Raw genomic sequence first — 19,740 nt, 5'->3', positions numbered from 1 at the left:
CTGCCGACTATTTCGTTTTGGTGTTGAATTCACGGTTTGCAGCATAGTCGATAGTGAAGGTGCCCGCAGGAGCGCGAACGCCCTGCTTCACGTTGGATATGGTAACTGTCGAGGTAAGGCCCCTCTCGTCAGTCAGGGTCCATCTGCGTAGATCGAGCGATTCTCTGTCAAACACCATAGTGATATTCGAATTGCCGAAAGCCGACTTGTCGGCCAGCCTGATGATCACCTGGGCGCCATCGTCCTTGATACTTTTGAGGCGATTGCCGGAAAAGTTGACCTGATTGTCGAGGAGCAGCTTGAGCGGCGTCTTCGAGAGAGCATAAAGCCGCGATGTCTTGAGCTTCTTGTTATAGACCACCAAGGATTTTCCATCTGCAATTACGCTGACCCCTGATTGGCCTGCATAGTTGAACCGGATCTTGCCCGGCCGCTGGAGGAAAAACTTCCCTTTGGTCCTTTCCGCTATTGGGCCCGACTGGACAAAGTCCCCGGACATGGACTTTACCGATGAGAAGTGATCGGCAATCGTCTTCGCTTCTACAGGTGCGGCCAAGGCCGCGGTCGAAAGTTCGGCGTTTATCGCGACAGCGCTGACAACGAACCAGAAAGCCAGCAGTCTTTTGCTGTTATATGCCATTCAGTTATCCTACCCCGAGCAGGCGCGTGATCGAAAGAGATCACGCGCCTTTGAGATCAGTAGCCGTCCGGGCACTGAGCAACGTAAACTCGACCGTTCCGACCGCGATATCTGCACTGGCCGGCTTCGCTGGCGTGCCCGATGACCGCCCCGGCCAGCGCTCCGACCGCACCGCCAACAACCGCCCCTTTTACCGGGTCGCCGGCCACTGCTGCGCCTACAGCTGCGCCACCCAAACCACCGACGGCAGCGCCTTGTTCGGTGCGGGAGCATGCCGCGAGCGGAATGAGTAGGCTCAAAATGAGCAGCGTCTTCTTCATTGATTCTCTCCTGGGGCCGTTATTAGCCGAAGCTTAAATGCGCCACGGAGTTTTTCGATCCATCGGAGTGTTTGGGGCGCAATCCAAATCTGCGGGAACGGGCTAAGGTCCCGAATCCATCGTACACGCCTCCCAGAGGTAAGTCGTCTTTGGGCAAGCTCGGCCGTTCAGAGTAGTTGGATTTGCTCTATCCCTCAGTAGGCTTGCCGAAGATCAGGCTCAAAAACTCGCTCAGCCAGCGCTTGAGGTGCATATCCCAGATCAGCCGGCCGCCGAGATGGTCGCGGCCGGGCTGCGCGCCGGGCAATTCGAAACGGTGTGCGCCGCGCACCACCCAGCGCTGCATCATCAACCGGGTCAGTTCGCCATGGAACTGGATGCCCCAAGCATTGTCGCCATAGCGAAAAGCCTGGTTGGGGTAGGTTTCCGCCGTGGCCAGCAGCGTCGCATCCCTGGGCAGCGAAAAGCCTTCGCGGTGAAACTGGTAAACCATGTCGGGCCAGGGCAGCAGCTTTTTGCCGGCTTCGGTCGGCTTCAGCGGATACCAGCCGATCTCGACCAGCCCCTCGCCATGCCCCTCGACCTTGCCGCCGAGATGATTGGCCAGCATCTGCGCGCCAAGGCAGATGCCGAGGAAGGGCCGGTTCTCCTTTAGCGGAACATTGAGCCAGTTAGTCTCGCGGCGGACGAACTCATCTTCGTCATTGGCGCTCATCGGCCCGCCGAACACCACGGCGCCGGCGTGTCCCTCCAGCGTCTCCGGCAGGCTGTCGCCGAGAGGCGGCCGGCGGATGTCGAGGTCGAAACCTTCCTCGAGCAGCATGTGGCCAACCCGGCCGGGGCTCGAAGTCTCCTGATGCAGCACGATCAGGATTTTTGGTTTCGAGCTCGGTCTGGGCGGCATGGAAAGGCGGAATCCTATTCGTCGCTCGACGTTCCGCTGGCGCCGGGCGCGGCGGCCGCCGCCTTGCGGCGCGCCTCGACGCGGTCGTGGCGCTCGACGCCGATCAGTTCGGCGACGCGCCAGACGGTGTTGTCCTCCAACTCGTGCAGTTCGCCATCGGCATAGACGATTTCCCACATCAGGCCGATGAAAGCCTTGCGCGCCTCGGCGTCGAGATGGCGCTTCAAGACGCTGGTGAAGGCATAGAGGTCGATCGCCTCATTGTCGGCGCGCTCGCCGGCGGCAGCCAACGCATCGAGTTCGTCGCCGCTGATCGAATAGCTCTGCGCCAGCACCTGCTTGAACCGCTCCCACTCGACATCCTGGCGCACGCCGTCGGCATTCATCACATGATAGAGCAAAGCCGACGCCGCAACGCGCGGATCGTCCGCATTGGCGCGAGCCCCAGCCCCGGAGGGCAGGTCTTTCAGAAAGGCCAGGACGCGTTCGAACATGGTGCTCACTTCACATTATTGGAGCATGATCTTTTCCAAAAACCGGTATCTACTTTTTGGGACCATGCTTCAGGGATCAAAACAGGCGGAAGCGGCGCGGTGACTTCTCCGCTTCGTCATCGGGGTCGACGCCGGGGTCGTCGGGCAGCCGCGCCAGTTCCTCGGCAGGTTCGACGGGTTCGGCGTCGTTTGGTATTGCGGCGAAAGCGGCGGCGGTGACCGGCGTGACCTGGTCATCGCCCACAGCGGGCTTCGGCTCGGTCGGCGCCTCGCTGATCGTCTTGGCAACGGCGGGATGATCGATCACTTCGGCTTCCTTTGTCGGCTTGGCGGGTGCCGCAAGCACCGGCACATCGGCTTCGTCTTCATGGCTGTCGATGAGCTGGCCCAGCCGCTCCATCGGTGCGCGCCAGGCGAAAGCGTCGAGCTTGCCGCTGACCGGCGATACCGGCGCCCAGCGTTCGGAGACGACGCCGTCGGCGACCCAGGCCGGATCGCGCGGCGCCCTGACCGCCTTGGACAGCAATTGCCTGATCTTGCCCTGGTCGCCGGTCTCTGCCTCCTCGATATCGGCCAGCAGCAGGTAAGCGCCTTCCGGGCGATCCATGCGGATCGCGGCTTCCGCCTCGCGGCGGGCGGTGGAAAAATCCTGCGCATCGAGCGCGGCGCGCGCCACCGTCATCGACGATTCGGCATTGTTGCGCTTCAGCTCCTGCAGCTTCTTCGCCCGGTTGAGACGATCGACCACGGCATCTCCCGGCCTTGCATGGGTGTAGAGCTCGGCGATCTCGGGATGCGGCTCAGCCTTCCAGGCTGCCTCAAGGATCTTCGAGCCTTTGCGCACATCGTTCTGTTTGAACAGAAGATTGGCGGCTGCAACCGCGGCCGGTGCGAAATCGGGCGCGAGCTTGTTGGCCTCGAGTGCCGCTGTCTTGGCTGCATTGGGGTCGCTATCGGTCAGCGCCTGCGCCTTGGCGGTCAACAGCACAGCGCGGCGGCGATTGGCGGCGTCGCGTTCGATCTGCCTGGTCGACTTCTGCGCCTCCACCAGCTTCAGCGCGCCGTCCCAGTCGCCGTGCCCGGTCAGATCCTCCAGCGTCGATTCGGCGGCCCAAGCCAGTTGCGGCGCGACGGAAGCGGCGCGCCCGGCATAGTGACGCGCCGCGTTGCGGTCGCCGAGCCGCTCGGCTTCGAGATAGAGCCCGCGCAGGCCAAGCAGCCGCATTTCGGGATCGTCGAGCATCGCCTCGAATTTTTCGCGCGCGCCCTCATGGTCGCCTTCGAGCAGCGAGGCTTGCGCTTCGAGCAGCTGGATCAGCGGCTCCTGGTCGGAGCGGATCAGTTTGGCGGCTTCCTTGGACTTCTTGCGGGCCAGCGCGCCATCGCCGGCGCCGGCTGCGATCATGCCGGTCGACAGCGCCTGATAGCCACGGTCGCGGCGGCGCACGCGGAAATAGCGCGAGATCGTGTACGGGCTGTTCCACAGCGACTTGATCAGCCACCAGACGATCATCACCGCTGCGACGACGGCAACGATCGCCACCGCCGCCACCATCAGGCTGACCTGGTATTGGTAACCGTTGAAGGTGACGACCATCTCGCCGGGACGATCGGCCAGCCAGGCAAAGCCGAGGCCGAGCGCGAAGACGGCGGCGAGAAAGATGAGAATGCGGATCATCGTGTCGTCCTCATGCCTTCATCGCACCTGCAATCAGCGCGTCGACCTGCGTCTCGACGTCGATGCGCGCCTTCAGTTTGCCGGCAAAGTCGGCGCCGGCAGCCTTGACCGCATCCGGCAGCGTTGCGTATTCGCTGAGCGCCTTGGCGTAGTCGCCCTGGTTGACCGCCACTTCGATGCGCGCCACGGTTTCCGGCGCGCCGGCGCCTTCGACGGCGCCGATCGGCCGGACCTTGACCAGCGATTCGGCGCTCGACAAAAGGTTCTGGAAGAAGCCGGCATTTTCATCGACCGGCGTCGCCGCCGCGACCATCGCATTGGCCGCGGCGTCGGCCTCGCCGGCGATCTCGGTGCGGGTCGGGACGCCCTTTTCAGCGTAGGGGCGCAGCGCTGCAATCTGCGGTGCATCGGGCGAGATCGCCGCGAAGGTCTCCAACTCGGCGGCGAACGGCGCGCCGCGGTCAAGCGCCGCCTTCAAGGCCGAAGCGGCGATGGCCATCGCGATCTTTGGCTGCGAGGCCTGCGCATCGACCTTGCCGGCGAGCTGCATCACCGACTGCTCCAGCGCGGCGATCTTGCCTTCCTGCGCCTTGGCTGCCTCGCCGGCCGATTTCACCAGTGCGTCGAGGCCCGCCAGTCTTTCATTGAGCGGCGCGAGATCGACGGGCGCTGCACCACCGGCCTGGCCAAGGGCGGCGACCGCGGTCTCGATCTGCTTGACCTTGTCGCCAAGCGCGGCAAGCCCGGCATTGTCGCCGGCGCCGCCCTTTTCGACCGCCGATTTCAGCGATGCGACATCGGCCTTGACCTGATCCAGCGCCGAAGACAGCCCGTCGACCTTGGCCGTTGCGGCGCCATTGCCGCTGGCTTCCCTGAGGTCGGCGATTTCGCGCTTCAGCGAAGCGATCTCGCCATTGACGCCGTCGAGCGAGACCGTGCCCGCCCCTGAGCCCGGAGCGCCAAGCACGCCGGCAAACTGCAGCCCGCCGGCGGCAGCCAGCGCGATGACACCGCCGATGATGCCGGCGGCAATGCCGCTCGTGCGCTTCGGTTGCGCGGCCATGGGCTGGTTCCCGGCTGTCCTTGGGGTTTCCTTGGGTGCACCCGGCTTGGGCGAGGCATCCTCGAAACTGTAGTCGGAGGTTCTGGCGCGCGGTGGCGCATCCGAAGCGGTGGGGTAAGGCTGCTCCGCCTGGGTGGACGCCTTGGCATCGGCGCTTTCGGGAGCGGCCTGCGCCGCGGCGTCGGAGTGCTCCCACGGCTCGAGATCGGCTTGATCGGCATGAACGGGCTCGTCAGGCGTCTCCGGCTGCGCATTGGCCATGGCAGCCGCATCCTCGGCCGCAACCGATTCTGCCGGGGCCCCGACGTCATCCGAGTTGGCGACATCCGTCTTGGCGGCATCCGCATCGGCAATGCGCGAGACAGCGCCGGGTTCGAGTTCGATGGTCACCGGCTCGCGGCGGCTTTTCGAATGTCGCATCTTCGGCGTCTTGACCATGCCTGGGCTCCGCAATCCTGCTTCGTCTGGGCGCCCGACGGCGCGTGATGGTTTGAAAAATGGTCTAGCACATCATCATCAGGTGAAAAGGGGCGGCGTGATGACACGGGGCTCAGTCGCCGCGGTGCAACAGCTCAAGCAGCGCCTCCTCCTGCGGTTCCCGCGCCATGCGTATTTTTTTGCCGGCGGCATTGTCAAATGCCGCTGCCACGCGCTCGGAGAGCGCAAAAGCCTGCATGTTTTCAAAGAGATCGCGCAGTTCCGCCCGGCTGGCCAAGGCCTGCAACGCTGCCGCCGCCTTGGCTGAATAGAGCAGCACCGCGTCGACCGCCTGATCGGACAGGCGTGTACGGATTTCAGCATCGGAATAATCGAGCGAAATCGTGTCGTAGGTTTCGACGGTGCGGACCTCGACGCCGGCATTTCGCAGCCGCGCCTCGAATGCCGGAAACCGCACGCGCCCTGTGAGATAGACGACCGCCTTGCCGGAAAGGCCGGCAGCAATCGCCTCGGCCAGCCGCTCGGCGTCGCCCGCCCCTTCGCTGACCGACAAGAACCCTGCCGAACGTGCCGCTTCAGCCGTCCTGCGTCCGACGGCATGGCAAGGCAAGGCGGCGAGCGCACGAATGAGTTCTTTCGGCGCATGCCGCACGGCATTGGCGCTAGTCACAGCGACGGCCACGGCATCGTCGCTCGCAGCATCGGCGCCAACCGGCAGTGTCACCGTTTCGGTCAGCGGCAGAAGGAGCGGCTCAAATCCCAATTCCTGCAGCCGCCGCATGGTTCGCGACGCCCCGGGTTGCGGCCGCGTCACCAGGACACGCATATCAGACCCAGCCGTCGAAGAAGGTTTCGCCCGCTTTGACCCGCACCATCCTAGCTGCGTCCGTGCCGATGTCAGCGGCATCCAGCGCCAAGCCTTCGGCTTTGACCTCATGCGATTGCGTGCCATCGGGCGAAATGATCAGCCCGGCGAAAACCAGCCTGCCGCCCGAGATCGTCGCATAACCGGCGATCGGCGTGCGGCAGGAGCCGTCGAGCGCCGCCAGGAAGGCGCGCTCACAGGCCAGCGCCTGGCCTGTCGGCACATCATGGATGGCCACCAGCATCTTTTCGACCTCGCTGTCGCCGATGCGGGTTTCGATGCCGATTGCGCCTTGTCCCGGCGCCGGCGGAAAGGCATCGAGCGGCATCAGATCGGTGACGACATGGCCGAGCCCGAGCCGCTTCAGCCCGGCATAGGCGAGGATCGTGCCTTCGGCGACGCCTTCCTCCAGCTTGCGCAGCCTGGTCTGCACATTGCCGCGGAACATGACCACGTCTAGGTCCGGCCGCATGCGCCGGATCAGCGCCTGGCGCCTGAGCGAAGACGACCCGACCTTGGCGCCTTGCGGCAAATCAACAATGCGCTTCACCGCCTTGCCGATGAAGGCGTCCCGCGCATCCTCGCGCGGCAGGAAGGCGGACAGCTCCAGCCCGACCGGCAGCACTGTCGGCATGTCCTTGGAGGAATGCACGGCGATATCGATCGTGCCGGCCAGCAGCGCGTCTTCGATTTCCTTGGTGAACAGCCCCTTGCCGCCGGCTTCCGACAGCGGCCGGTCCTGGATGCGGTCGCCGCTGGTCGAAATGACGACGACCTCGAAGGCTTCTGCCGGCATGCCATGCGCTTCCATCAGCCGCGCCTGCGTCTCATGCGCCTGGGCGAGCGCCAGCGGGCTGCCGCGTGTTCCTATTTTCAAAGTTTGCATGGCGCGCGGTCCGTGATAACCCCCGGCTGGCTTTGCGTTTCCGGCGCTCTCCCTAGCGAGGCCCGCCTCTACTAACTAGGAAAGTCCGGCGACACAATCTCTGGAGACAGCGACGAATTGATCCGCGTTCTGGGCATTGAGACGAGTTGCGACGAGACCGCCGCCAGCGTGGTGACGCTGGACGGCGATTCCGTGCCGGTGATTGCGTCCAACATCGTGCTCAGCCAGATCGAGGAGCACGCCGCCTTCGGCGGCGTCGTGCCGGAGATCGCCGCGCGTGCCCATGTCGAGGCGCTGGACGGCATTGTCGAGGCCGCTCTTGCGGATTCGGGCGTAGCCCTGGCCGACATCGACGCCATTGCCGCCACTGCCGGCCCCGGCCTAGTCGGCGGGCTGATCGTCGGCCTGATGACAGCCAAGGCGATTGCAGCGGCCGCCGGCAAGCCGCTGATCGCCATCAACCATCTCGAAGGCCACGCACTGACCGCAAGGCTGACCGACGGGCTCGATTTTCCCTATCTGCTGCTGCTGGTCTCCGGCGGCCACACCCAGATCGTCGCCGTGCGCGACGTCGGCGACTACCAACGCTGGGCGACGACCATCGACGACGCGCTCGGCGAAGCTTTCGACAAGACGGCCAAAATGCTCGGCCTGCCCTATCCCGGCGGCCCGAATGTCGAAAAGGCGGCAATCTCGGGCGATGCGACGCGATTTGCCTTTCCACGGCCGATGAAAGGATCTGCGCAGCCCGATTTCTCCTTCTCCGGCCTCAAGACCGCGGTGCGCCAGGCGGCGACCGCCATCCAGCCGCTAAGCGAGCAGGATGTCGCCGACATCTGCGCCTCGTTCCAGGCGGCGGTAGCCGACTCACTTGGCGACCGCGTGGCCCGCGCGCTGGCCCGCTTCCGCGACGAATTTCCGGACAAGGCCGAGCCGGCGCTGGTCGTTGCCGGTGGAGTCGCCGCCAACAGAGCGATCAAGGCGACGCTGCAGAAGCAGTGCGCCGAGGCCGGCTTCGCCTTTGTCGCGCCGCCGCTCAAACTGTGCACCGACAATGCGGCGATGATCGCCTGGGCCGGCATCGAGCGGTTGCGGGCAGGCCTGTCGCAAGAGAACGGCTTCGATTTCGTGCCGCGTTCGCGCTGGCCGCTGGACAGCATTTCGGCCCCGATGGTCGGCTCTGGCCGGCGCGGAGCGAAAGCATGAGCGCCAGCAAGACAAGCGGCAGGGACAGAACCGGCTGGCGCGTCGCCGTGCTTGGCGGCGGCGCCTGGGGCACGGCGCTGGCGCTGGCGATGCTGCGCGCCGGTCACGATGTCCGGCTCTACGCCCGCGACGAAGAGACGGTTTCCGCGATCCGCCGCGGCGAGAACCCGCGTTATCTCCCCGGCATCGCCATTGAAACAGGCATTGCGGCGACGAGCGATATCGGCACGGCCCTGACCGATGCCGATTGCGCGCTGGCCGTGGCGCCGGCGCAGGCGCTGCGCGCCATGCTGACGACGGCGAAGCCCCATATGCCGAAAGGCATCCCGCTCGTTCTCTGCGCCAAGGGCATCGAGCGCGACACCGGCGCGCTGCTGTCGGCGATCGTTGGTGACATTCTGCCCGAAACTCCGGTTTCGGCCTTGTCCGGTCCCAGCTTTGCCGCCGACGTCGCCAGGGGTCTGCCGCCCGCTGTCGTGGTTGCTGCACGCGACGACGCCTTGGCGGCCGAGCTTGCCGCGCGCTTTTCGGCGCAGAATCTGCGCTGCTATTCCAGCGACGATTTGATCGGCGTCGAGATCGGCGGCGCTTTGAAGAATGTCTTCGCCATTGCCGCTGGCGCCGTCACCGGCGCCGGGCTCGGCGCCAGCGCGCAGGCCGCCATGGTGACGCGCGGCTTCGTCGAACTGCGCCGCATCGGCGCGTCCTTCGGCGCCAAGCCGGAGACGCTGATGGGGCTTTCCGGCCTCGGCGACCTTTTGCTCACCTGCTCTTCGGCCCAGTCGCGCAATTTCGCCTATGGGCTGGCGCTGGGGCAAGGTAAGCCCTTGTCGGGACTGCCACTCGCCGAAGGCGTGCCGACGGCGGCGATCGCCGCCCGCATCGCCACCGAGCGCGACATCGACGCGCCGATCATCGCTGCGGTGTCGGCGATACTGGACGGCACGATCACCATTCGGCAGGCTGTCACGGCATTGATGACCCGGCCGCTGAAGACCGAAACCGGTATTTAATTGTAAACTCCCGTGAACAGCTCGGTATTGTCCCCGCCAGGCACGATGCGGTTTTCATAGTGACCTTCCGGCAGCAGCAGTGCCTCGGCTGGACCGTTGCGCAGGACAACGTCGCTGGTACCTGCCTCCAAGGATAGGGGCGAAGAATGCGAGGTGCCGTTTATCTCGACCTCGCCGTCTGCAAGCTCCCCGCTGGTCGTGTACAGGCTGTATCGTCCGGCGACAGGCACCTTGAAAACGACCGGACGACCGGAATAGAGGCGACGACCAGCCATTCTGATGTTGGGAGCGATCTGGACGTAGCTGTCGCGGATGAGAGGCGCGATCACGGTATCGATCAAATCCATGCGATATGACCAGAGGACCATCTTGGGCGGGGAATCCGAGAGAACTTTGTAGGCTTCCGATTGCCTGCCTTCCTGCAATGTTTTCAAGACATAATGCTGGTCGAGCCAGAGTGTGGAGGGCTCCTGTCGATTGGGCAGCATGGCGATGCCGTCGAAAAACTTCTCATCCGGTGCGAGCAAAGATTCCGCGCGCGAGACCAGTTCAAGCTGGGCCTGATTGTTGAGGCGTAGGTAAACGACATTGCTCGCGTAGCTCATTGCGATGGCTGTGATCAGCACCGCGAGGACAGGAACCCGGTAGCGCGCGTGGGTTGCGGTGCTGTCGAGAAGCTCCAACGACCAGAGCGCAACGAACGGCAACGCCATGATGAAGACATAAGGCCAGGGCTGGTCGTGCGTGAATACCAGCACCGTGATGACGAGTGAAAAGATCAGCGCAATTCGCCTTCGACCATCGAGTTTCATGATCCGCATCAGTGACAGGGCCATACCGGAGAAACAGATCCCGTAAAGAAGGGCGTTCCGCGCCAGTGTCTGTAACACGAACTGCCTCAGTCCCCCGTAGTCACCGCCTCCACGCGTCGCAATCTCGACCGGGCCAAGTAAAAGGTTTTTGGCCGCGAGAACAGGGGCGCCTCCACCGAAGATCAAGCAATAGACCATTATCGGAACGGCCCATCCAAGCACGAGCCACCCTCCGCGAACCGCCCCTGTTGCGTAGCGTCTCATCAAGGCTGCGTCAGCAACAAGGCCGATGCCGAGCGCAACGTTGAAGTAGACCGATTTCTGAGTGATGACGAAGGCAAGGCCACTTAGCATGCCGGCGGCAACAAGCTGCCTTGCCCTCAACCCAGGTGCGCGCAGGACAACCAGCAACGCCGCCACGGCGAAGAACACTGCCGGCGGTTCGGCGATGGTACGAAAGATGCGCTCCATGAAATTCGAAAAGCACAGGAGAACGAGGACGATCGTCAAAGCGCGCACGCGATCCTCGCCCAGAGCGCGAGCGCATGGGTAGATCAAAGAGATCGTCCCGCAGGCCAGCAACGCAGTCTGCATGCGGCCAGCAAGCAGAATCGACGTGGCATTCCAGCCGATCAGATGAGCAATCTCATAAAAAGCCGCATAGCCGACCGCCTTGGGATGCCAGATCGTATCGAACAGGCCGTTGGAGAAATATTTCGCCCATCCGAGTTGGACGAATTCATCCATGACGAAGCGGATGTTCCAAGCCAGAACGAACAGCAAGATGATCTTGAGTGCGATCAGGATATGCAGAAAAGTTGTTGTTGGGCGCTGCCCGAGAGCGAACAGCTTGTTTGGTCCCGGCTCCTGCGTATTCAAGACAACCCCCTCGATCGTGCCCAGGCAGACCAACGCCAGGCGTGCTGCCTCGCTGGGCGCAACGCCCTTCATCCTCAGACAACAACTTCGAGGCCGGCAGCTCCGCTTGGCGAAGCATGGTTCCACCGCGGTTAATTTTCCGAGACTGTGCGGAACTGAAGCCGTCGCGCTTCGGATTCTTGCAGCGCTCCGCTCCAGCCTGTCTATACGCAGCGGACTTTAGCCGCTGTTAGCCTTTTGCTTGTTAAGAAGGGTTATGTTCAAACACGGCAGCCAGCCTTCTGCGACAATGCGGAGGCTTGAAAGGACATCGCGTGCTACAACCCAAGATGGCATCGGGCCTCGTCTGCCCAGTCTGCTATTCCAGGCTTGGCACAAGCCCGGTTGCCCTGACCTGCGAATCTTGCCCTGCCCCCTATCCCGTGCACAAAGGCATTCCGTTCTTTGTCGAGTCGCCGGTGAGGGAGGGCTTCGACGCGAGCTTCCATGAAGAGGCGTATGCCGGTACCAGTACGCGCGCCCGTCTCTACAATTCGCTCAAGCAGGTCATCACCAGCGAATATTCACCGCACGACACGCTGAATTCGTTTCTTGCCTCGATACCTCAGGACTCAATGATCGTTGAGTTCGGCTCCGGCGCACGGCGCGTCCGCCCCGATGTTCTCAACATTGACCTGTTCCCCACCCCGAACGTCGATCTGGTCGCGAATATCGAGCACACGCCGCTTGCGAGCGATTCCGTCGACGTCGTCATTCTGGACAGCGTGATCGAGCATGTTCCCAATCCGGTAGCGGTCGTCGATGAAGTGTTCCGTGTCCTGAAGCCGGGTGGGAAGCTGCTCTGCATCAACCCTTTCCTGTTCCCCTATCACGGCTATCCCGCCCACTACTGCAACTTCACAAAGGACGGGATCGAGCAGCTTCTCCAGCGGTTCGCAAGGGTAGAGGTCCAGACGCATCAAGGGCCGACAAGCGCGATCGTCAACATCCTGTCCGAATACATCGGCGTCGTTGTCGGTCGAGAGAACCGAACCCGCTACATGGTAGCGAAAGCCGCGATCCTGACGCTGACATTCCCGTTGAAGTTTATCGACAAATTTCTGGTCGATCGCCCGGAGAGTCACCGGATCGCCAGCATGCTCGGCACCATCGCGACCAAATAGCGTGTCGCTGACCAGCGCTTATTGCCAAGAGCAATTCCAGGAAAGTGTGATCGGTTTTCCCAGGAAAAGCGCGTAGCGCTTTCCCTTGGGAATTGCGCAAAAACAAAGAGATAGAGCGGTTCGCCGTTTCCGTGAAACGGTGAAACGTTCTAGCGACCCGCCAGGATCTACCCATCTGCTACCAGCTGAGCAGTTCACAATAATTCGGCCGGTCCGGTAACGCCGATGCTCTTTTTGCTGTGGGGAAATGCCGTCTTGCCATGGCCGTGAAGTCCGAGCGTGAAAATAGCACGACATGCTTGTCTCCGGTAATGTGCCGGTCCGCAAGAAGCGACAAGGTGGCGCGTATTCCACCAGGCTCGATGTCCTTCAAGATGATCTTCCGGCAGGCCCAGCGTTCGCAACTGTCGGCCAGCGATTTGAAGAATGCGTCGCGCCCATCGACCGGCACATGATGAATGACGTCGGAAATCGTCACAACATCAAAAGATCCCTGCACGCTGGAAAGGTCCGTGGCGGGCAGAAGTTCGACCTTCGCCCGATTTGCGTTGCTTAGAAAGGCACCGATTGAAGGTGCGAGATCGCACATCGTAACCGTTAGGTCGGGGCGCCGATCAAGCAACCGGTCGACGAGCGCTCCATCCCCGCCGCCGATATCCAAAACCCTCGCGCCGTTCGGCAATTCGCGATCGAGAAAATCCGCAATTACATTGAGATTGACGAAAACACGCCGGTAGATGTCTCCGACCGGCTTGAAATGACGGCCAAGAGCCCTGCGCATGATCTGTCCTGGCGGCAACATTCTCATTCCTCGTTTCCCGTGGTTGAGCGAGAGGATGTCGCCGGCAAGGTGATGGGCTTTAGATTGAACCGTGACAAGATAGCAAAATGCGCAACGACAACGTTCCAGATGAGCAACGCAACTGTGGCGATCGGAGACGCAATCGCAACGCCAAGGCCGAGGCATGAACAGAGAAGCACCATCATGGCTACCGAGATCGGATAGGCCGCAGCCACACCTGCCGCAAAACGCGCAAACGCTTTCAAGCGAAGTGGCTTGCCGAAGGTGAACCAGCTGTGCAGAGCGTATCCCGTAGGCATCACAGCCAGGAATGAAATCATGATGCCCAGCAGGTAATGCCCACTCAGCTGATCAACCGCAATCATGATGGCATTGTGCGCAATTGCGCATATCGCTCCCACCACAGTGTACCGCCATCCACGTTCCAAAAGCGGTCTTTCGTGAGCTCCGGCATGGTTGCTCTTGTCCACTTGGTCGTCGGCGATCCTGGCAGAGCTGAACATTGCCTCAGAACGCTCCTGTCAGTTTCGCGCGAAGCCGGCACATGACGCGCTCCAGCAATCGCGAATCGCGCAAGTAGCGCCTTAATCCCGTCGGCCCGAGCGACAGCATGGTGCGAGCCGCTCGAACCAAGGCCTTCAAGTCGCCGCCCGACGCAGCCGCCAGCGACACATTGACGCTGATCGATGCCCGAGCAGCAGATTCAATCTGGCGTCGGCTGCGCGCCGAAAGCCGGTACAGATGGCGCTCTAGGACAGTCTGCATTTGCGAACGGAATTCGTTCGCATCGCGCGATCCGGTTACGGTCAGCGAATCGCCATGAACCCGGAAGGCTGTGGTTATCTCTTTGTGATAAACGACAGATCCGGCAACAGCGAGCTTCGCCCACATATCCCAATCCGCCGTATACCAAAGCATCTCATCCATGCCCCCGCATGCCAGCCAAGCACTCCGACGAAAAATCGGAGCAGGCACAGACACGAAATTCTGTACGAGAAGCCGTTCCAGCAAGAATTCAGATTCGAGCACCTTTTCGGTTGGCAAGGGACAGTTCCAGCATCCCATTCGCCGGCCGTGGCGGTCAACGATCGCAGTCGGGGCTAAATGAAGCGCTGCTTCGGGTGCGTCCGCGAGCCAGCGTCGAGCGGCCTCAATGCGCCCGGGCAACCACAGGTCGTCTTGGTGGAGTATGCAGACATAATCGGCGGCGGCTAGCTCAACGCCCAGGTTGGTCTTCGACTGCCAAGGCCCGAGATCTTTTCGCCGAAGCAGCCGGAACGCCGGCCGGTAGAGGAATCGCTCGACAATGGCAGCTGTGGCGTTCGTCGGGCTGCTGTCGATAATGATTATCTGCAGGTCGCCAGTCAGCTCCGCAGCAAGTGAATCAAGTGTCGCTCCAATCCATGCCGCCCCGTCATGGACAGGCATGACGACCGACAGAAAAGGCTTTTCGGCTGCGCGGCTTACGGCTTGAATTTCCGCTCGCGAGGCTGCTGAAGGGTTAGAACTCATGTCTGGCGCTCAATGTATCAAGCAGCAACTTGAGCACGAAGCCAGATAGCACCATGGACATGCCGGCCACGCAGATAGTGGTGACCACAAAGGTCAGATGCACTGATTGCTCCATGGGGCCACCGACAAAAATCCAATGTAGCGCCAGTGCCACGTCCGCCGCGAAGCCAGCTGCCGCGAGTACGCCACCGGAAAAAACCAGCCATTCCAAAGGGCGACCGCGCGTCAGCCATGACACAATTCGACCGCTGTAGACCGGATGGTAGATGGCGATTGCCACCTTTGCCAGCATACCGAACAGGATCGCTGAAAGGCCAATCAACGTCGCCATAGCCGAGAGCGCGACGAAGTGAATTCCGAAGTACCATCCACCGATGCGAACAGGTCCGGCAGCGAGAACTGCAAGGCCGGCAATGCCAGTGATCAGCAAGGTCAGCCCAGGCACGAGATACATGGTGTCCGGCGCGTGAGCAATAATGAGCCGCAAATGGCGCCAACCGTCGCGGAAGGAACGCAGATGCGGGGCGCGGTTTCGCTTGTCGGGGTAGAGCTTGATCGGCACTTCACGAATGGTGAGCCCAGCGCGATGCGCATTGATGATCATTTCCGAGGCGAATTCCATTCCCGGCGAGCGTGCGCCGATTTTCTGAAATGCCTCTCGAGTGAAGCCGCGCATGCCGCAATGGAAGTCGCGGATCGGAGATTTGTGCAGCCAGCGAGCGATGGTGGACAGGACGGGATTGCCCAGGTAGCGATGCAGTAGCGGCATGGCGCCCGGCTCGATACCGCCGGCGAACCGATTGCCCATGACAAAGTCCGCACCCAATTCCAACGCATCGATGAAATCGCCCAATTGGCTCCAGTCGTAGGAATCATCGGCATCGGCCATGATGAGATATTTGCCCTCGGCCGCTTCAACTGCAGCGCTGATTGCCGCGCCATAGCCCTTTACCGGCTGATGGACGACCCGCGCTCCCAACTGTTGCGCAATCTCCACCGACCTGTCCGTGGAGCCATTATCGCCGACGACGACTTCCCCCTTGACGCCGCGCCTCAAGAAGGCATCGAAGGCTTTGCGAATGCAAATGCCAATCGTCAATTCTTCGTTCAGGCAAGGAATAATTGCAGAGACGAGAACGCGCTCGGTCTCCATGCTGACCGTGAAAGCAGGCGTGGCGTCGTCGATCCTGACTGTCGTGTCCCCCGCGATGCTCTCCATTGCGTCCTCTATTCAGGCGTTCTGGAAGAACCAGCCCATCCCCACAACTGACCCGCTGGGAGCGTATCATATCGAAAATTGATTATCTTTGACTTACGAAATATCCAGTGGCGTCTTTATAAGCAGCAATCGCAAAGGCCAGGCGCTCTTTTTTCGCAATGCAGCGCTGTTGCCTGTGTCTGCTCTTTCGGGCGAAGCGATATCGTCTGTGACTTTCATCAAACTCATGTGGATCCATCATTTCAATGCCTTGGCCTTGAGCGGGGCGGAGATCCATCGCGACAGATCATTTGGCATTGACCCGAAGGCACCATAAAAGCAAAAACGCGGTTTCGGCAGTTCAAGGCGAACTTTAGTCGCAATCCCAACCCGGAGTTTCGAAAGCATGCTGTTTGCGTTGATTTGCAAGGACAAGCCCGGCAGCCTGCAGGTGCGCGTCGACACGCGACCCGCCCACGTCGCCTTTCTCGAGGGCCTGAACGCCGACAGGACACTGGCCTTTGCCGGTCCGTTCCTCGATGCCGACGGCAAGCCGAACGGCACCCTCGCCGTGGTCGAGGCGCCGGATCTCGCCGGTGCGCAGGCGCTGTCGGCTGCCGACCCCTATGCCAAGGCCGGGCTGTTCGAAAGTGTCGAAATCCGCCAGTGGAACTGGACCTTCAACAAGCCGGCGGCTAGTTAGTTCCGGCGGCGCCTAGAGCGATCCCAGGAAAAGTGTGTAACGGTTTTCCGTCCGGAATTGCGCAAAAAATAGTAGTTGGAGCAAAGACATGAACTACTGGCTGTTCAAATCCGAACCTTCGGTCTTCTCCTTCGAGGCGCTGAAGGCCAAGGGCAAGGCCGGCACGCAGTGGGACGGCGTGCGCAACTATGCAGCGCGCAACAACATGAAGGCGATGCAGATCGGCGATCTCGGCTTCTTCTATCACTCCAATGAGGGGCTGAACGTCGTCGGCATTGCCGAGGTCTGCGCGCTTGCCCATCAGGATACCACCACCGACGATCCGCGCTGGGAATGCGTCGACATCCGCGCCTTCAAGGACGTGCCGAACCCGCCGACGCTGGAGCAGGTCAAGGCCAATCCGAAGCTTGCCGAGATGGCGCTGGTGCGGCTTGGACGGCTTTCCGTACAGCCGGTGACGCCGGCCGAATGGAAGGAAGTCTGCCGCATGGGCGGCCTGACGCCGGCTCCGTGACGGTCCTCACGCCGAACAGCGCGAAAAAGTTCATTCTCGACAACACGGCGCTTATGTCGCCGCCGCATGTGCCGGAGATTGTCCTCAATCTTGCCGACGAAGCGCATGACCTCTGGCAGCGCACGGAGAACGAGCTGATTGAAATCGGCCTGCCGCCGCCGTTCTGGGCCTTTGCCTGGGCCGGCGGTCAGGGCCTTGCCCGTTACGTGCTGGACAATCCGTCGGATGTGCGGGGCAAACGCGTGCTCGACTTCGCCTCCGGCTCCGGCCTTGTCGCCATCGCCGCCGCCAAGGCGGGTGCGGCGCACGTGATCGCCGCCGACATCGACCCGTTCTGCGAAACGGCGATCCGCCTCAACGCAGAGGCCAATGGCGTTGCCATCGACTTTTGCGGCACGGACTGCATCGGCACCGACGCCGGCTGGGACGTGGTGCTGGCCGGCGACGTCTTCTACGACAAATCCTTCGCCGACACGCTGATGCCGTGGTTTTCGACACTGAAGGCGCGCGGCGCTGACATCCTCGTCGGCGATCCGGGCCGCTCCTACATGCCGAAGGCGGGACTGGAGCCGCTCGCAGTCTACGAAGTGGCGGTGACGCGGGCGCTGGAGGACGCCTTGGTCAAGCGCACCACTGTGTGGCGCTTCGCTTGACGGCATTGCCGAACAGGCGTTCCATCGCGCATTGATTTGAAGAATACGCATGTCGTTGTCCCAGAACCGCCAGGCTTTGGGCTGCATGCTTGAGGGGAGGACTTTATGGATTTTTCAGTGGTGAACTGGCTGGCGGTGGTTGTCGCGGCCGTCGCGGCGTGGCTGTTTGGCGCCGTCTGGTACACGGCCCTCAGCAAGCCTTGGATGAGGGCGGCCAGGATCGATCCGTCAACGTCAAAGAAATCGATATTGCCCTTCATCATCTCCTTCATCGCCGAGCTGATCATGGCGCTGGTCTTAGCCTTGGTCGTCGGCGCGATGACCGGCGGCGAGCCGGTCCTTGTCGCAGGGCTGGTCTTCGGCTTCGTCCTCTGGCTGGGTTTCGTCGCCACGACGCTGACGGCCAACCATCGCTATGATAATTTCGGCTGGGACCTGACCCTCATCGACGGCGGCCACTGGCTCGGCGTGCTGTTGATCATCGGCGCGGTGATCGGCTGGTTCGGGACGCCGGTCGCCGGCTGAGGCCTGCAGAAGTCGTCAGGTCTGCGTCCTGGCGACTTCGTCGAGGATCCATTCACGGAAAGCGATGATGCGCGGATCGTTGGCAGTGCTCTCGGGATAGACCAGGAAGTAGCCGAACTCCGGCCCCACGCGCAGACCGAGTTCAAAGGGCTGCACCAGCCTTCCCTGGGAAAGGTCGTTTGCCACCATGGCGAACTCGGCGAGCGCCACGGCATTGCCGTCGAGCGCCGCCTGCACGGCATCGGTAGAGGTTCCAAACACGATAGTCCGGCTGTCGTCGAAATCGTTGATGCCGGCCGCGGCCATCCACATGCGCCAGTTCGGCCATGTCACGCCTTGGCGCGACCATTCGATATGGGCAAGCGTGTGGTTGAAGAGGTCGCGCGGTTCGCGCAGCGGCGGGCCGGAGGTCAGCAGGCTCGGGCTGCACACCGGAATGAGGATGTTGTCGAACAGGCGATGGGCGCGAAGCCCCGGATACTTGCCGACCCCGAACCGGATGCCGACATCGACGTCGTCGAGTTCGAAATCGCGCACTTCGTAGCCGATGTCGAACCTCAGTTCGATACTGGGCTGAAGTTTGCGAAAATCGTCGACGCGCCGCATCAGCCATTTTGACGCGAACTGCGCGTCGAGCGTTACCTTCAGCAATGCCGTGCCGCGCGTCAGCTTGCGCGCCCGCGACACCGCCCGGTTGAGCAGGTCGAGCGCATCGATCGAGGCCTCGAACAGCACCGTACCTGCCTCGGTCAACCGGATGGTACGACTGGTTCGCGTGAACAGCACCAGCCCGAGCTGATCCTCGATTTCCTTGATCTGGTGGCTGACCGCCGCCGGCGTCAGCCCGAGCTCGTCGGCAGCGCGGGTGAAATTGAGGTGGCGGGCGGCGGCTTCCAGAGTCCTCAGCGCGCGCGTTCCGGGCAACAGACGGGACATCACCGTATCCTCAAATAAAACTTGACGATCCGAAAAGAACTACTCGTTTCTCGCATGGATTTCAATGCGGCATGATGCATCCATCGAAACACCATCAAGCCGGATTTGATATCCGGCGGAACACGGAGCGCATCATGTCCATCTTCGTTTTGAACTCGCCAGCAGCTCGCTCGAACTGGTTGCATGCCGTAACGGACTGGCTCCGCCAGGCGAAAGTCGCCATCAACCTGCCGCGCCAGGACGTGGAGGATCTGTCGGATCGCCAGTTGCGCGACGTCGGGGCGCAGCGCAAGGACGTGACGCGGGCCGTGGACCGGGAACTCGGCAGGCTTGGATTGCTGGACACTGGGTGGCAGAAGCCGAGAAGGCGTTAGGCAATGGAGAGTAGTGAGTAGTGAGTAGTGAGTAGTGAAGGATTGAAACGACGCCGACACCATCCTACTCCCTACTCCCTACTCCCTACTCCCTACTCCCTACTCCCTACTCCCTACTCCCTACTCCCTACTCCCTACCTCACCACCCTCACCACCGTCCGG

Annotated in this window: 22 protein-coding genes; 8 read left to right on the top strand and 14 right to left on the bottom strand. The window is 62.0% G+C overall.

Annotation, left to right across the window (positions count from 1 at the left end; all coding sequences use genetic code 11):
* Nucleotides 1-7: 7 nt before the first annotated feature.
* The 8 genes from NKI61_RS21105 to hemC form a co-directional block, all read right to left on the bottom strand.
* Complete coding sequence (locus NKI61_RS21105) at nt 8-640, bottom strand: LolA family protein (RefSeq protein WP_023732913.1); 633 nt, start codon at nt 638-640, stop codon at nt 8-10.
* Nucleotides 641-696: 56 nt separating this feature from the next.
* Nucleotides 697-960, bottom strand: a complete 264-nt coding sequence (locus NKI61_RS21100) for a YMGG-like glycine zipper-containing protein (RefSeq protein ID WP_023670477.1) — start codon at nt 958-960, stop codon at nt 697-699.
* A gap of 187 nt (nt 961-1,147) precedes the next feature.
* Entirely contained in the window at nt 1,148-1,864 is a 717-nt protein-coding gene (locus NKI61_RS21095) for a glutamine amidotransferase (RefSeq protein WP_023834670.1), read from the bottom strand.
* Between the two features lie 14 nt (nt 1,865-1,878).
* A complete protein-coding gene (locus NKI61_RS21090; RefSeq protein WP_023698391.1) occupies nt 1,879-2,358 on the bottom strand; it encodes a tellurite resistance TerB family protein in 480 nt (159 codons plus the stop codon).
* Nucleotides 2,359-2,434: 76 nt separating this feature from the next.
* The gene (locus tag NKI61_RS21085; RefSeq protein ID WP_352840639.1) at nt 2,435-4,036 is read right to left on the bottom strand and encodes a heme biosynthesis protein HemY; all 1,602 of its coding nucleotides are present in this window, start codon (nt 4,034-4,036) and stop codon (nt 2,435-2,437) included.
* Between the two features lie 10 nt (nt 4,037-4,046).
* Complete coding sequence (locus NKI61_RS21080; RefSeq protein ID WP_023821973.1) at nt 4,047-5,537, bottom strand: COG4223 family protein; 1,491 nt, start codon at nt 5,535-5,537, stop codon at nt 4,047-4,049.
* Between the two features lie 112 nt (nt 5,538-5,649).
* Entirely contained in the window at nt 5,650-6,363 is a 714-nt protein-coding gene (locus tag NKI61_RS21075; protein ID WP_023747362.1) for a uroporphyrinogen-III synthase, read from the bottom strand.
* Between the two features lies 1 nt (nt 6,364).
* Entirely contained in the window at nt 6,365-7,288 is a 924-nt protein-coding gene (hemC, locus tag NKI61_RS21070) for a hydroxymethylbilane synthase (RefSeq protein ID WP_023747363.1), read from the bottom strand.
* A 120-nt stretch (nt 7,289-7,408) separates the two neighbouring features.
* On the opposite strand from hemC, the gene tsaD reads away from it, so the two are divergent.
* Both tsaD and NKI61_RS21060 read left to right on the top strand, forming a co-directional pair.
* Nucleotides 7,409-8,494, top strand: coding sequence for a tRNA (adenosine(37)-N6)-threonylcarbamoyltransferase complex transferase subunit TsaD (gene tsaD / locus NKI61_RS21065; protein ID WP_196814835.1), 1,086 nt, complete (start codon nt 7,409-7,411; stop codon nt 8,492-8,494).
* Entirely contained in the window at nt 8,491-9,507 is a 1,017-nt protein-coding gene (locus NKI61_RS21060; protein WP_352840636.1) for an NAD(P)H-dependent glycerol-3-phosphate dehydrogenase, read from the top strand. The genes tsaD and NKI61_RS21060 overlap by 4 nt, the downstream gene beginning before the upstream one ends.
* Here the strand turns inward: NKI61_RS21060 and NKI61_RS21055 are convergent.
* Nucleotides 9,504-11,270 (bottom strand): DUF7056 domain-containing protein, encoded by a 1,767-nt coding sequence (locus NKI61_RS21055; RefSeq protein ID WP_352840634.1) that lies wholly within the window; start codon nt 11,268-11,270, stop codon nt 9,504-9,506. The two genes, NKI61_RS21060 and NKI61_RS21055, sit on opposite strands and share 4 nt — an antisense overlap.
* A 242-nt stretch (nt 11,271-11,512) precedes the next feature.
* Between NKI61_RS21055 and NKI61_RS21050 the strand changes: the two genes are divergently transcribed.
* Entirely contained in the window at nt 11,513-12,361 is an 849-nt protein-coding gene (locus tag NKI61_RS21050; RefSeq protein ID WP_156931600.1) for a class I SAM-dependent methyltransferase, read from the top strand.
* Nucleotides 12,362-12,539: 178 nt separating this feature from the next.
* On the opposite strand, the gene NKI61_RS21045 is transcribed toward NKI61_RS21050, so the two are convergent.
* The 4 genes from NKI61_RS21045 to NKI61_RS21030 are packed head-to-tail and all read right to left on the bottom strand — an operon-like array spanning nt 12,540 to nt 15,894.
* A complete protein-coding gene (locus tag NKI61_RS21045) occupies nt 12,540-13,142 on the bottom strand; it encodes a class I SAM-dependent methyltransferase (RefSeq protein ID WP_352840632.1) in 603 nt (200 codons plus the stop codon).
* Between the two features lie 23 nt (nt 13,143-13,165).
* Nucleotides 13,166-13,666, bottom strand: coding sequence for a GtrA family protein (locus NKI61_RS21040; RefSeq protein WP_023705010.1), 501 nt, complete (start codon nt 13,664-13,666; stop codon nt 13,166-13,168).
* Between the two features lie 4 nt (nt 13,667-13,670).
* Nucleotides 13,671-14,675 (bottom strand): glycosyltransferase, encoded by a 1,005-nt coding sequence (locus NKI61_RS21035; RefSeq protein WP_245260377.1) that lies wholly within the window; start codon nt 14,673-14,675, stop codon nt 13,671-13,673.
* Nucleotides 14,665-15,894: a glycosyltransferase family 2 protein gene (locus NKI61_RS21030; protein WP_023709450.1), complete on the bottom strand. Its 1,230-nt coding sequence runs from the start codon at nt 15,892-15,894 to the stop codon at nt 14,665-14,667. Before NKI61_RS21030 ends, NKI61_RS21035 begins: the two co-directional genes overlap by 11 nt.
* Before the next feature lie 385 nt (nt 15,895-16,279).
* Here NKI61_RS21030 and NKI61_RS21025 point away from each other — a divergent pair, with 385 nt between their 5' ends.
* The 4 genes from NKI61_RS21025 to NKI61_RS21010 all read left to right on the top strand — a co-directional run bounded on the left by NKI61_RS21025 (nt 16,280) and on the right by NKI61_RS21010 (nt 18,268).
* Nucleotides 16,280-16,576, top strand: coding sequence for a YciI-like protein (locus NKI61_RS21025; RefSeq protein ID WP_023705014.1), 297 nt, complete (start codon nt 16,280-16,282; stop codon nt 16,574-16,576).
* An 88-nt stretch (nt 16,577-16,664) separates the two neighbouring features.
* Nucleotides 16,665-17,090: an EVE domain-containing protein gene (locus tag NKI61_RS21020; RefSeq protein WP_023670487.1), complete on the top strand. Its 426-nt coding sequence runs from the start codon at nt 16,665-16,667 to the stop codon at nt 17,088-17,090.
* Nucleotides 17,045-17,743 (top strand): class I SAM-dependent methyltransferase, encoded by a 699-nt coding sequence (locus NKI61_RS21015; RefSeq protein WP_023702382.1) that lies wholly within the window; start codon nt 17,045-17,047, stop codon nt 17,741-17,743. The genes NKI61_RS21020 and NKI61_RS21015 overlap by 46 nt, the downstream gene beginning before the upstream one ends.
* 105 nt (nt 17,744-17,848) lie before the next feature.
* On the top strand, nt 17,849-18,268 hold the full coding sequence (locus NKI61_RS21010) for a DUF1761 domain-containing protein (RefSeq protein ID WP_352840630.1): 420 nt from the start codon (nt 17,849-17,851) through the stop codon (nt 18,266-18,268).
* Between the two features lie 15 nt (nt 18,269-18,283).
* Here NKI61_RS21010 and gcvA read toward each other — a convergent pair whose 3' ends face one another.
* Nucleotides 18,284-19,204, bottom strand: coding sequence for a transcriptional regulator GcvA (gene gcvA / locus NKI61_RS21005; RefSeq protein WP_023683901.1), 921 nt, complete (start codon nt 19,202-19,204; stop codon nt 18,284-18,286).
* A 134-nt stretch (nt 19,205-19,338) separates the two neighbouring features.
* Here gcvA and NKI61_RS21000 point away from each other — a divergent pair, with 134 nt between their 5' ends.
* Complete coding sequence (locus NKI61_RS21000; RefSeq protein WP_023670491.1) at nt 19,339-19,578, top strand: hypothetical protein; 240 nt, start codon at nt 19,339-19,341, stop codon at nt 19,576-19,578.
* Nucleotides 19,579-19,740 lie beyond the last annotated feature (162 nt).

The organism is Mesorhizobium sp. M0514 (assembly GCF_040321145.1).
Taxonomy (GTDB): domain Bacteria; phylum Pseudomonadota; class Alphaproteobacteria; order Rhizobiales; family Rhizobiaceae; genus Mesorhizobium.
The sequence above is the reverse complement of the archived record's forward strand: the minus strand, read 5'-3'. Positions and strand labels throughout refer to the sequence as shown.

Excerpts from the sequence above, each read along its gene's own strand:
- NKI61_RS21035 (WP_245260377.1), bottom strand. The coding sequence starts at position 14,675 with ATGAGTTCTAACCCTTCAGCAGCCTCGCGAGCGGAAATTCAAGCCGTA.
- NKI61_RS21030 (WP_023709450.1), bottom strand. The coding sequence starts at position 15,894 with ATGGAGAGCATCGCGGGGGACACGACAGTCAGGATCGACGACGCCACG.
- NKI61_RS21015 (WP_023702382.1), top strand. The coding sequence starts at position 17,045 with ATGGAAGGAAGTCTGCCGCATGGGCGGCCTGACGCCGGCTCCGTGACG.
- NKI61_RS21090 (WP_023698391.1), bottom strand. The coding sequence starts at position 2,358 with ATGTTCGAACGCGTCCTGGCCTTTCTGAAAGACCTGCCCTCCGGGGCT.
- NKI61_RS21095 (WP_023834670.1), bottom strand. The coding sequence starts at position 1,864 with ATGCCGCCCAGACCGAGCTCGAAACCAAAAATCCTGATCGTGCTGCAT.
- NKI61_RS21020 (WP_023670487.1), top strand. The coding sequence starts at position 16,665 with ATGAACTACTGGCTGTTCAAATCCGAACCTTCGGTCTTCTCCTTCGAG.
- NKI61_RS21000 (WP_023670491.1), top strand. The coding sequence starts at position 19,339 with ATGTCCATCTTCGTTTTGAACTCGCCAGCAGCTCGCTCGAACTGGTTG.
- NKI61_RS21040 (WP_023705010.1), bottom strand. The coding sequence starts at position 13,666 with ATGTTCAGCTCTGCCAGGATCGCCGACGACCAAGTGGACAAGAGCAAC.
- NKI61_RS21055 (WP_352840634.1), bottom strand. The coding sequence starts at position 11,270 with ATGAAGGGCGTTGCGCCCAGCGAGGCAGCACGCCTGGCGTTGGTCTGC.
- gcvA (WP_023683901.1), bottom strand. The coding sequence starts at position 19,204 with ATGTCCCGTCTGTTGCCCGGAACGCGCGCGCTGAGGACTCTGGAAGCC.
- NKI61_RS21010 (WP_352840630.1), top strand. The coding sequence starts at position 17,849 with ATGGATTTTTCAGTGGTGAACTGGCTGGCGGTGGTTGTCGCGGCCGTC.
- NKI61_RS21075 (WP_023747362.1), bottom strand. The coding sequence starts at position 6,363 with ATGCGTGTCCTGGTGACGCGGCCGCAACCCGGGGCGTCGCGAACCATG.
- NKI61_RS21025 (WP_023705014.1), top strand. The coding sequence starts at position 16,280 with ATGCTGTTTGCGTTGATTTGCAAGGACAAGCCCGGCAGCCTGCAGGTG.
- NKI61_RS21100 (WP_023670477.1), bottom strand. The coding sequence starts at position 960 with ATGAAGAAGACGCTGCTCATTTTGAGCCTACTCATTCCGCTCGCGGCA.
- NKI61_RS21045 (WP_352840632.1), bottom strand. The coding sequence starts at position 13,142 with ATGCGCAGGGCTCTTGGCCGTCATTTCAAGCCGGTCGGAGACATCTAC.
- NKI61_RS21080 (WP_023821973.1), bottom strand. The coding sequence starts at position 5,537 with ATGGTCAAGACGCCGAAGATGCGACATTCGAAAAGCCGCCGCGAGCCG.
- NKI61_RS21085 (WP_352840639.1), bottom strand. The coding sequence starts at position 4,036 with ATGATCCGCATTCTCATCTTTCTCGCCGCCGTCTTCGCGCTCGGCCTC.
- hemC (WP_023747363.1), bottom strand. The coding sequence starts at position 7,288 with ATGCAAACTTTGAAAATAGGAACACGCGGCAGCCCGCTGGCGCTCGCC.
- NKI61_RS21060 (WP_352840636.1), top strand. The coding sequence starts at position 8,491 with ATGAGCGCCAGCAAGACAAGCGGCAGGGACAGAACCGGCTGGCGCGTC.
- NKI61_RS21105 (WP_023732913.1), bottom strand. The coding sequence starts at position 640 with ATGGCATATAACAGCAAAAGACTGCTGGCTTTCTGGTTCGTTGTCAGC.